7 protein-coding genes and 2 pseudogenes are annotated in these 8,714 nt (G+C 59.4%); 6 read left to right on the top strand and 3 right to left on the bottom strand.

The genetic code is table 11. The features are described 5' to 3' along the window. A pseudogene (locus tag EOD15_RS22495) lies at window positions 1-431 on the top strand (glycerol acyltransferase); the annotation flags it as partial. A gap of 24 nt (window positions 432-455) precedes the next feature. Here the strand turns inward: EOD15_RS22495 and EOD15_RS22490 are convergent. After that, window positions 456-1,421, bottom strand: coding sequence for a hypothetical protein (locus tag EOD15_RS22490; RefSeq protein ID WP_127321429.1), 966 nt, complete (start codon window positions 1,419-1,421; stop codon window positions 456-458). A 152-nt stretch (window positions 1,422-1,573) separates the two neighbouring features. Here EOD15_RS22490 and EOD15_RS22485 point away from each other — a divergent pair, with 152 nt between their 5' ends. Both EOD15_RS22485 and EOD15_RS22480 read left to right on the top strand, forming a co-directional pair. Continuing rightward, window positions 1,574-2,158 carry a nitroreductase gene (locus tag EOD15_RS22485; protein WP_127321428.1) on the top strand — a complete coding sequence of 195 codons (585 nt, stop codon included), beginning with the start codon at window positions 1,574-1,576 and terminating at the stop codon, window positions 2,156-2,158. Further along, window positions 2,159-2,766 (top strand): annotated as a pseudogene (locus EOD15_RS22480) (flavin reductase family protein). On the opposite strand, the gene EOD15_RS22475 reads toward EOD15_RS22480, so the two are convergent. Both EOD15_RS22475 and EOD15_RS22470 read right to left on the bottom strand, forming a co-directional pair. Beyond that, a complete protein-coding gene (locus EOD15_RS22475) occupies window positions 2,763-3,644 on the bottom strand; it encodes a CoA ester lyase (RefSeq protein WP_127321427.1) in 882 nt (293 codons plus the stop codon). The pseudogene EOD15_RS22480 and the gene EOD15_RS22475 sit on opposite strands and share 4 nt — an antisense overlap. A 3-nt stretch (window positions 3,645-3,647) precedes the next feature. Further along, window positions 3,648-4,100, bottom strand: a complete 453-nt coding sequence (locus EOD15_RS22470) for a MaoC family dehydratase (RefSeq protein WP_127321426.1) — start codon at window positions 4,098-4,100, stop codon at window positions 3,648-3,650. A gap of 150 nt (window positions 4,101-4,250) precedes the next feature. Between EOD15_RS22470 and EOD15_RS22465 the strand changes: the two genes are divergently transcribed. The 3 genes from EOD15_RS22465 to EOD15_RS22455 all read left to right on the top strand — a co-directional run bounded on the left by EOD15_RS22465 (window position 4,251) and on the right by EOD15_RS22455 (window position 8,646). Beyond that, window positions 4,251-5,375 (top strand): DUF2336 domain-containing protein, encoded by a 1,125-nt coding sequence (locus EOD15_RS22465; RefSeq protein ID WP_127408832.1) that lies wholly within the window; start codon window positions 4,251-4,253, stop codon window positions 5,373-5,375. Window positions 5,376-5,602: 227 nt separating this feature from the next. Next, a complete protein-coding gene (locus tag EOD15_RS22460; protein ID WP_164762106.1) occupies window positions 5,603-6,433 on the top strand; it encodes a DUF2971 domain-containing protein in 831 nt (276 codons plus the stop codon). Window positions 6,434-6,684: 251 nt separating this feature from the next. Then, complete coding sequence (locus EOD15_RS22455) at window positions 6,685-8,646, top strand: AAA family ATPase (protein ID WP_127408831.1); 1,962 nt, start codon at window positions 6,685-6,687, stop codon at window positions 8,644-8,646. Window positions 8,647-8,714 lie beyond the last annotated feature (68 nt).

Here is an 8,714-nt window from a genome sequence, read left to right as displayed (position 1 = left end):
GTGGTGTTGCCACCGCGCCAAAAGGTTTTGGCCGGGCGCGCGATCTGCCGTGGAAGATGTTTCCCGCCCGTCTTGTCCAGGACGCCAGGGCATCGGTCATCCCGATGCATTTTTCCGGACAGAACGGCAGGCTGTTCCATCTGGTCAGCGGCCCGATGAACATGGCAGAACGCGACGGCCGCCTGGCGAAATTCGTCGGCAGGGCCTCTCTGACATTGCGCACGTCGCTGCTCATTCACGAATTCGCACGCCTGTCCGGCAAGGCGATCGAGGTGCGCGTCGGGGATGTGCTGAGCTGGAGCGAGTTGGAGCCGTTTCGCGACCGCAAGGCATTGCTCGACCGCCTCTATCGCGGCGTGTTCGACCTGGCGCCAATCGTGGCGCGCCGCCGGATTCCGTTCCTGCCAGCGCGGACCAAGATGGCAGCCTGAAAACAGGAAACCTGCCGCGGAAGGTTAGTCCGCGCCTTCTTCGGGATCCATCGCCGCGGCCTCGGTGGCCAGAACCTCGATCTCCTGGTTCTGCCCGGCTACGACCGTAAAATCCTTCTGATAGATGCGGTCGCGGTTCTTGGCGATGATGGTGTAGTCGCCCTCGGCCAGCACCATCGAGGCGAAGGCGCCGACGGTTTCCTTGATCGGATCGCCCGATTCGTTGAGCAGCGACCAGGACGTGTCGGCGATTGCCTCGCCACCGGTCTCACGCACCAGCTTCATCGTGATCTCGGCGGCGTGGTGCTCGACGGTCGCTTCGGTCAGCTTGCCGGCCTCGACACGGATGTCGGAGCGAATGACCGCATTGACCGCGCCATAGGTCGAGACGACATGGTAGATGCCGGCGTTGAGCCGCACGACGCTGTTGGGCTCGACATCGGGAATGATCAGCGCGCGGTCGCCATTGGCCTCGGCGGTGCCTTCGTAGATCGAAAATCGCAGCTTCTTTGGTGGAATGCGCACGCCGCCGGACAGCACTGCGTCGAGCTTGAGGCCGCCGGCGTCGAGCACGAGACTTTCGCGCTTGGCGTCCTTGCCGACAGTGATGCGCTTGGTGGCGCCGGCCCGGCCGTAGGAGGCGTGAACCAGATAGCTGCCGGGTTCGAGCTGGAAGACGGCGGTGCCGCCATGGGAGGAGGCAACCATCGGCAATTTGCCGTTGACGGCTTCGGGCTTGAAAACCCGCCAGACGATGCCGCGCGTGATGTCGGAACCCTTGTCGGTCAGTTGGGCGGACAATGTGATGGCGCCGCCGCCGCCGCTCAGCGCCAGCGACGTCTCGCCTTTCGGCGTCGCGTAGCTCGAAATTCCCGGAAGCTTCAGGTCGCTGACACCGTCGACGTTCTGCGCCATGGCGAACGAAATCGGCGCCATGAACAGCAGGGCGCCGAGCCAGACCAGGAAAAGACGGACAGTCCCCTCAAACATGCCTTGCGTTGAAGCCCATGGCGGTGGCAATTTCAAGGCTTAAGAGTTGAAACGACTCTTCCCTCCGGCGTATCCCGCGCCAATGCCCGAGCCGCCCGAATTCCCGATGGCGCGCTTCAGCTCAAAACAGAATGTCCAGGAGACTTGCGCCCATGGCGTCGCCGATCATCGACTTCCTGCTCACCCGAAACTCCGCACCGATCCCCGATCTGAAGGAGCCGGCGCCGAGCGATGCGGAGATCGCGACGATGATCGCCGCTGCCTCCCGGGTGCCCGACCATGGCCGGTTGGAGCCCTGGCGCTTCATCCTCTACCGTGGTGACGCCCGCCTCGAAATCGGCAGCCAATTGGCAGCACTTGCCGAGCAGCGAGAAGGTCCCTTGTCCGAAGGCCGCCGCAACCAGGAACTGGCGCGATTCTCGCGCGCGCCACTGGTGATCGGCGTTGTGTCGATTCCCAGGGAGAATCCAAAAATCCCGCAATGGGAAATGTTCCTGTCGGGCGGCATGGCGGCGATGAACCTGATGATCACAGCGAACGCGCTGGGCTATGGCACCAACATGATCAGCAACTGGTATTCGGATGTGCCGGAGGGCAGGGCGCTGCTGGGGCTGGCGCCGCAGGAGCGGGTCATCGGCTTCATCCATATAGGCTCCTATGCCGGCCCGGCACCGGAGCGGCCCCGGCCCGATCCGGCAAAGCTGTACAGTGACTATTCGGGGCCGTGGGCGGGCTGAATGTTCTACGAACCCTCAAAGGGCCACGGCCTGCCGCATGACCCTTCGAAGGCGATCGTGGCGCCGCGTCCGATCGGCTGGATTTCGACACTGAACAGGGCTGGTGAGATTAACCTCGCGCCATACTCCTTCTTCAATGCCGTTTCGACGCGGCCTTTCATCGTCTGGTTCTCCTCCGAAGGCGAGAAGGACAGCGCCTCCTTCGCCCAGGAAACCGGCGAGTTCGTCGCCAATCTGGTCAGCCGCGATCTTGCGGAGAAGATGAACCGCACATCGGTCAATGCGCCGCGCGGGGTCAACGAGTTCGTCTATGCCGACCTTGCCATGGCGCCGTCGCGCCTGGTGGCGCCGCCGCGAGTGGCGGCAGCGCCGGCAGCGCTTGAGTGCAAGGTGACGGAAGTCTTTCGGCCAAAGGCACTGGACGGATCGCCGACAAGCGCTGTGATTGTTGCCGGTGAAGTGGTCGGCGTGCACATCGATGACGCCTTCCTGACAGACGGCCGTTCGACATCACCAAAGCCGGCAATGTCGCCCGTCTAGGCTATATGGACTATACCAGCGTAGATGAGGTGTTTTCGATGCGCCGGCCGCGCTGGGACAAGGACTAACCCAAAACTCCCGCCGCCTTTGCCAGCGCCAGAAGCCGCTCCGCCAGCCGCAGGTGTGGGCGGTCGAACATCTTGCCGTCGATGCCGACGACGCCGGGATTTCCCGCTGCCGCGAACGCGGCAACGATTGCCGCCGATTGTCTCACGGCCTCGGCCGACGGCGTGAAGGCGGCGTTGATGACCGGCACCTGATCGGGGTGGATCGCCATCTTGCCGGTGAAGCCGTCGCGCTCGGCCTCGGTACATTCCGTTTCGAAGGCCGCCATGTCGCGAAAATTCGGGAAGACGGTGTCGATCGCCTCGACCTCCGCCGCACCGGCGGCAAGTATGGTCATGGTGCGAGCGTGACGGAACACGTCCGTGTAGCGGCCATGCTCGTCGCGGGCGCTGCGCGCGCCGATCGCCGCCGACAGGTCTTCAGCGCCCCAGGTGAGGCCGGCAAGCCGCGCACTTGTCCCGGCATAGGTCGCCGCCGCCAGCACGCCTGCCGGCGTTTCGGTGATGATCGGCAGGATCTTGATCGCGCCGTCGGCCAAGCCATTTTCGGCCTCGCGCACCCTGAGCTTTGCTGACAGATGCTGCACATCCTGGCCGCTGTTCGACTTGGGCAGCATGATGCCGTCGGGTCGTGCCGGCACCAACGCCGCCAGATCGTCATCCGTCAGCCCGGTCGTGAGGTCATTGACCCTGACATAGATGGCTGAACTGGTTTGCGCCCTGCGTTCCAGGATGAAGCGCGCCGCCACCTCGCGTGCCAGCGCCTTGTTGTGCGGCGCCACGGAATCCTCAAGGTCGACGATGATCACGTCGGCGCCGGCACCAAAACTTTTTTCCAGTTTCCTCTGGGAATCGCCAGGGACGAACAGCAGCGAACGCATGCGTCAGATCGCCTTCTTCAGCATCATCGCTTGCCTGGTGCATTTGGCGACGAGATCGCCATGCTGGTTGTAGGCGCGATGCTCGAATTCGACGATGCCGCGATCGGGTTTCGACCTGGATTCGCGCACCGAGATGACTGTCGTCTCGACCCGGATGGTGTCGCCATGAAAGACCGGATGCGGAAACACGGTCTCCTTCATGCCGAGATTGGCGACCGTAGTGCCGACTGTGATGTCATTGACCGAAATGCCGATCATCAAGCCGAGCGTGAACAGCGAGTTGACCAGCGGCTTGCCCCATTCGCTCTTGGCGGCGAAATCGAAGTCGATATGCAGCGGCTGCGGGTTCAGCGTCATTACCGAAAACAGCATGTTGTCGCTTTCGGTAACGGTCTTGCGCAGCGTGTGCCGGAAGACATGGCCGACAACGAACTCTTCGAGATAAAGCCCGGCCATTTCTTTCTCCTCAGGTGCTTGACGGTGATAGGCGCTGCAAATCAGCCTCGCAAGCCAGTTAATGAACATGGTGAACGGTTCGTAAACCAATTCTGCCTACGGTCGTCAGTGGGGTCAGAAGCTTCTGACAAGGGGCGTAAGCAGGCGGGCATGGTTGTTGTTTCGCATTTTCTGAAATGGATCTACACGGCCAGGGTGTCGGAGCGTGCAGCGGCGGCGAGCGCTCTGGCCCGGGCCTATATCAATTCCGAATTGCCTTTCGAGGACCGTTGCGCCGCCGAGGCGGCGCTGACGCTATTGCTCGACGATGCCTCGTCGAAGGTGCGGCTGGCGATGGCCGAGGCGCTGTCGATGAGCCACCAAGCGCCAATGCAGATCATCAGCGTGCTGGCCTCCGACCAGCCGGAAGTCGCCGGCGTGGTGCTGGCGCGCTCGCCGCTGCTCACCGACGCCGACCTGATCAACCGCGTGGCCTCAAGTCCGAAGGCGACACAGAAATTGATCGCCGACCGGCCACTCGTCTCGATGGCGCTGTCGGCGGCCATCGCCGAGATCGGCGAGGCGGACGCCTGCGCGGTGCTGCTCGCCAACAGCGGCGCCGACATCGCCTCGCTCAGCTTCCGCCGCATGGCCGAACGGCATGGGCACCTGCCGCTGCTGCGCGAGGCGCTGATATCGGATATCAGGCTGCCGGCCGACTGTCGGCATATGCTGCTCGTCAAGCTCGGCGAAATGTTGAAAACGTCGCCACTGGTGATGGCGATGATGGGCGCGGCGCGAGCCGACCGCGTCATGCGCGACGCCTGCGTCAAGGCTTCGGTGACGCTGATAGAAGGCACGCGCCAGGAAGAACATGCGGCCCTGATCGAGCATCTCAGGCTGCGCGGCGACCTTACCGCGAGCTTTCTGATCCGCACCATCGCGCATGGCAAGGTCGATTTCTTCGGCTCGGCGCTGGTCGCGCTCAGCCAGCAGTCCGAACAAAGGGTGAGGGCGCTGCTTGCCGGCGGGCACGATGTCGCCTTGCAGGCGCTGTTCCGCAGCGCAGGACTTGCCGCAGTCACCCATGCCATCATCCTGCGTGCGCTGAAGATCTGGCGCGAGGTCGCCAACGGCAAGCGCGTCGCCGGTGTGCAAGAGGTCAGCTGGCTGATGCTCAAGGAGGTGGGCGGGCAGTCCGCGGAAGGCGATCTTGCCACACTGGTCAAGTCGATCCATCTCGACGCGCTGCGCGAGAACGCGCGGGATCACGCGCTGGCGATCGCTGCGGCCTAAAACGTGTCGTGATCTAAGGGATCAGGATTCCCCTTAGATTGAGTTCGTGATTCATTGCGGTTGAAAGGAGGCCGCGATGGGCAAGCCGCTACCTCTTGAGTCGCGTCGTTGTGTTGCGGTGTATGCCGATGCGGTGCACGGGCATCGCGAGGCCGCGCATCGTTTCCATATTTCGCCTCGCTTGGCGAGGGAGCCGGCGTGCGGCTAGCGAACAGAGTGGCATCGAAATGACCATTAGCCGACCCATAACCATCATAAAAGTGCCCAGCGAACTGACGCATTTTACAACGCTCAGCGGGCTTATGGGAATCGTCGAGAAGCGTTGCCTTTGGGCTTCGAATGTCTCCTTTCTCAATGACCGACGAGAACTACAGCATGGAATCGCGGCGGCCGAGAAGGTGCTGCGAGACTTTGCTACCCTTCAAAAGAAGCATGTTTTCGCTCAGATCATTGACGACGTGATCGTTGATCTTAGGAAGACAAAACTTCCCGATACGTACGCTACCTGCTTCTGCAAGGCGCATGATCTGCTTAGCCAATGGCGGGGATACGGCGGCCGCGTACAAGGTGTGAGCGTCACGTTTGCTGGCCCGCAATTGCATACCTTGTTCCGTGGCTATGGTGGGGTGGCGATGGACGTTATCTACGACAAGGAACGCACTGTAGAGCGCATGCGCAGAAGTATTGTCACCTTCTCGGGTTTGGCTGATCTTCTCCGGGAAAAGGAGGTAGATAAGATCCGCGTTGAGCTGACAAAGCGGCTTCCCAAACTTGTTCCGCGGTTCAAAGATGATGGGTTCAGCGAAGAGAATGAGTGGCGGTTCGTCATTCAAAAAGACAACGATTTTGAGCGGGTGAAGTTCAGAGACGCCGATGGCGTCCTAGTACCTTACCTTGAGGTGACAGCTCCAACCGGCAAGAAGCTGCCAATCAAGCGGGTGACCGTGGGGCCAGGGAAAAATCAAGAGCTAACTATGCGCAGCGTGCAGCTCTTCTTGGAAGCAAAAGGATATGAGAAAGTCTTGGTCGAGCCTTCGGCAGTTCCATACAGAAGCTGAAATCCTAAACGGTCACTCCTCCCATCGACCTTGACGGGATTGAAACGACCTCCGCACACGCGCGCCGGAACGAGACGGGCGGTTTGGCGGAGATTCAAGATGGGACAACCTATCTAGCCGCCTGCAGTTCATGAAGCGTGATGGCTCGCCCATCCAAAAGCACCGTTCATCGGTGCTTGGGTTATTACTACACGGTACATTGTCGACTCCTGAAAACCAATGTGCTCTTTTGAATTTGGGGAGGACTCAAGATGAAGCTTACTGCTGCGCACGTAACAAACTATCGGAATATCATCGATTCCAACGTTGTCGAGATCGGGTCAACTACGTGCTTGGTGGGAAAGAACGAAGCCGGGAAGACGGCCTTTCTAAAAGCACTAGAGGGGCTGCGGTCAACGGATGCAACATTCAAGGAATACGGCAAGATAGAAAATTACCCCCGTCGTTACCTCGCCGATTATGCTGAACGGCATCGGAGCACAGAAGCCATCGTCATAGCGTCCACCTGGGCATTAGAAAATACGGACGTCATTGCTTTGGAAGCTGAATTTGGCAAAGGCTCGGTAGTCGGTCGGACCGTCACTATTAGCAAAAGCTTTGGAGGGTCTGGGACGCTTTGGTCTGTGCCTGTCGACGACAACAAGGCCCTAAGCAACTTGGTTGCGAGATATGGGCTGTCCGCTGAAGAACAAAGGCCGCTCGCTGGGGTGGTTGGCTCCCCCGCCGCCGCCGCCGCCTTGGAGGCGCTTGCCGAGAGGACCCCGCGACAAACGGAGTTGCTGTCGGCTCTGAAGACCTTCCGCAAAAGCGACGCGAGCCTCAGGGCCATCGACTTGATCGACGAGCGCACACCAAAGTTCCTCTACTTTTCCCATTACGACCGAATGAGCGGCGAGGTCGCGATAAGCCAACTGGCTACCGACAAGCAGTCGACCGGTATCAAAACAGGCGATCAGGTTTTCCTCGATTTTCTAGAGTACTCTGGAACGACACTTGAAGAACTAACGTCGTCGAAGCGTTTTGAAGACTTGAATGCTCGGTGCGAGGCTGCGGCCAATCGAATTACCGAGCAGATATTCGAATACTGGACCCAAAACGATGAACTCCAAATCCAGGTGCTCCTTACGGAAGGCAAGCCTGAAGATCCGGCACCCTTTAACAAGGGCCCGATTGCTCGTGCCCGCGTCCAAAACAACCTGCATCGAGTTTCCGTTCCGTTTTCGGAAAGATCGGCAGGCTTCATTTGGTTTTTCTCTTTCCTTGTGAAGTTTGCTCAAATCAAAAAGAGCGAGGGCAACGTAATAATCCTACTCGATGAGCCTGGATTGACGTTGCATGGTACGGCGCAAAAGGATCTCCTCCGCTATTTTACGGAGCAGCTTGCGCCGAAACATCAGCTGATTTACTCGACACACTCACCCTTCATGGTTCCTGCCGACAACCTTGCAAGCGTTCGCACGGTGGAAGATGTCGTGACCGTCGACGGTCGGGGCCGCAAAGTCTCGCAAGGGACGAAAGTCAGATCCGACGTTCTGACCACCGATCCGCAAACCAATTTTCCGGTCTTCGGAGCTATGGGATTTGAGGTGACTCAAGGGCTCATAATCGCACCGAACACGCTTCTGGTGGAGGGAGCGAGCGACATCCTCTATCTGCAGGCTGCCTCCCAGGTGCTACAGAAGAAGAAGCGCGCATTTCTAGACCCAAGGTGGGCGGTATGCCCCGCAGGCGGCATTGACAAAGTTCTACCGTTCGTCCGTTTGTTCTACGGCAACAAACTCAACGTGGCCGTTCTCACCGACTTTGAAAGGGGCCAAAAGCGAAAGCTTGAGGATCTCTATAAGTCTGACTTGCTTGAGCATGATCGAATCACACTTGCGACTGACATCGCGGGGAAGGATGAGGCAGATATCGAGGACTTTTTCGAGCCCGAAACTTTCGCTGATCTCCTCAACCTGTCATATGAATTGTCGGGAAAACATAAGCTCACATCGCAAAAATTAATGGACGCAGACAAAGAGACCGTGCGGCTTGTAAAAAAAGCTGAGGCCTATTTTCGGCTGCTGCCGAGCACCATCCCGGAATTTAGCCACTATGTGCCTGCCCTTTATCTCCTGAAGAATCCAGATTTCTTGGACGTAGACGATGAGGGACGAGCTAAGACTCTATCTCGCTTTGAGCGAGCTTTTCAACGTATTGGAAAATTTATCTAAATTCAGCCTTTATCCCTCGCGAAAAAGTCCGGGAAATCCTCCATCGCCGCGGCGATGATGCGCAGCGA

The sequence above is a fragment of the Mesorhizobium sp. M7A.T.Ca.US.000.02.2.1 genome, from assembly GCF_003996995.1.
GTDB lineage: Bacteria > Pseudomonadota > Alphaproteobacteria > Rhizobiales > Rhizobiaceae > Mesorhizobium.
Note: the sequence above shows the minus strand (reverse complement) of the source record. Positions and strands in the feature narration are given on the sequence as shown.

Excerpts from the sequence above, each read along its gene's own strand:
- EOD15_RS22475 (WP_127321427.1), bottom strand. The coding sequence starts at position 3,644 with ATGCGTTCGCTGCTGTTCGTCCCTGGCGATTCCCAGAGGAAACTGGAA.
- EOD15_RS22460 (WP_164762106.1), top strand. The coding sequence starts at position 5,603 with ATGACCATTAGCCGACCCATAACCATCATAAAAGTGCCCAGCGAACTG.
- EOD15_RS22490 (WP_127321429.1), bottom strand. The coding sequence starts at position 1,421 with ATGTTTGAGGGGACTGTCCGTCTTTTCCTGGTCTGGCTCGGCGCCCTG.
- EOD15_RS22455 (WP_127408831.1), top strand. The coding sequence starts at position 6,685 with ATGAAGCTTACTGCTGCGCACGTAACAAACTATCGGAATATCATCGAT.
- EOD15_RS22465 (WP_127408832.1), top strand. The coding sequence starts at position 4,251 with ATGGTTGTTGTTTCGCATTTTCTGAAATGGATCTACACGGCCAGGGTG.
- EOD15_RS22485 (WP_127321428.1), top strand. The coding sequence starts at position 1,574 with ATGGCGTCGCCGATCATCGACTTCCTGCTCACCCGAAACTCCGCACCG.
- EOD15_RS22470 (WP_127321426.1), bottom strand. The coding sequence starts at position 4,100 with ATGGCCGGGCTTTATCTCGAAGAGTTCGTTGTCGGCCATGTCTTCCGG.